Annotated in this window: 1 protein-coding gene; it reads right to left on the bottom strand. The window is 48.6% G+C overall.

Annotated features, from left to right (window positions below):
- The coding region (locus A3761_RS24740; protein ID WP_156492109.1) for an amino acid adenylation domain-containing protein at nucleotides 1–1,925 on the bottom strand (1,925 nt) is incomplete at both ends.

Genomic DNA, 1,925 nt, shown 5'->3' with positions numbered 1-1,925 from the left:
CAAGCTTGTTGTTAAGGGTGCGTGGTAACTCCCCGAGTGCTTCAAGGTGCTGTGGCACCATGTAAGGGGGTAGTTGCTGTCGCAGGTGCTCACGAAGTTCACTGAGACTAATCGGGCTATTCTTCCATACAACATAAGCGATGAGCCGCGTATCGCCGGCACGGACTTCTCGTACGCTTAAGGCGCAGTCGTCAATGGCGTCGTGTTGGCGCATAAGCGTCTCAATTTCCCCCAGTTCTATTCGGTAGCCGCGTACTTTGACTTGCTGATCCAGTCGTCCCATATACATAAGGGTGCCGTCGTGGGTGTAGCGTACTTTGTCACCGGTGCGATAGAGTTGGCCGTCTCCAAAGGGGTTTGGAATAAAGACCTTCCGGGTTAATTCGTCACGATTGTTATAGCCTAAGGTCAAACCGTCACCACCGATGTACAGTTCGCCAGCGATGCCGTTCGGGACAGGACGCAGCTGCTCATCCAGCACAAATAACTGAGTGTTGGCGATAGGTAAGCCCAATCCAGGCGGTGTTTGGGTTTGTGTAATCTGGGCACAGCTAGACCAAACGGTGGTTTCAGTTGGGCCATACATGTTCCAAAGCTCACTACAGCGTTGAAGTAGCTCTTCAGCTAAATCCAATGGCAATGCTTCGCCACCGCACAGTGCTTTTAATCTAGGCTCACCCTGCCAGCCACTACTGATCAGCAATCGCCAGGTGGCGGGTGTTGCTTGCATGAAGTTTGCCTGATGCTTTATCAGCAAGCTTAATAAACGTCGACCATCACTACTATCCTGTTTCTTGGCAATAATGATTTTGGCGCCGACCCAGAGTGGCAAGTAGAGTTCAAGTACGGCAATATCAAAAGACAAAGTTGTTACTGCCATCAGGGTATCATCAGCCTGGAGCCCTGGCTTTTCGGCCATGCTGTGTAAGAAGTTCATGACGGAAGCATGGGGTACCACAACGCCTTTAGGCTTTCCGGTAGAACCGGAGGTATAGATGATATACGCAGCTGTATCCTCAGGGATTGTTACATCTGGGCAAGCTGTGTTCTGCTGTGATAGACGTTCAGAAATCAGATCGGTATTGAGTATGTGTGCAACAGAAGGCAGGCGCTTGATATGCGTTTCTTGAGTGACTAGGTGTTGTAAGCCCGAGTCTTCAATCATGTACGCCAAACGATCATCGGGGAAGTCAGGGTCAAGCGGGACATAGCTGGCGCCGACTTTCAATATGCCAATTAGGGCCGCGAGCATATGCTGAGAGCGGTCCAGGCACAAGCCAACGCGGTCCCCAACCGATACGTGCTCCTCTAATAGGAGCTGAGCCCACTGTGAGCTAAGTTCATCAAGCTGACGATAGCTTAAGACTTCCTGCTCAAATATGACGGCTTCTTTTTCGGCAAATTGTTGAGCTTGATGATGAAGGTAGTGACCGACAGTGCGAGGGGCGTTGGCTTGTTCTTCATGCCAGAAATGGTGCGTACCTAGGCTACGAGTAAGTAAATATTCATAATCGTTAATAGGGCTGAGTTCCAGCTCGCTGAGTGACTGGTTTAGATTAAAACTACACTGGGTTAGGAGCCAGATATATTCATCGATTCGGGCTTTGATTGACTCTTCCAGGAATAGGTCAGTATTGTACTGGCACTCGATTGTGAAGTGGTCACCGTAGTCGGCGACATTCATAAACTGTTCAAAGTTTTCATAAAACCTTGGGTTTGAGTGGAAACTACATTTTAGCTCGTGAAAATCTAGATGTTCGTCTTCCAAGCCTGTATCAAAGTTGTAAAGCAGGGGTAAAAGTGGAATTCTTGAAGGATCCCTTGCAATGGGTAGCTCTCGAATCAACTCCCCAAAGGTAAAGTTCTGATGTTCAAAAGCGTCTAGAATCTCTTCACTAATTTCGTGTATTGCTTGAGCAACTGAT

The sequence above is a fragment of the Oleiphilus sp. HI0123 genome, from assembly GCF_001635315.1.
This window is presented reverse-complemented; position numbering and strand designations above follow the sequence as displayed.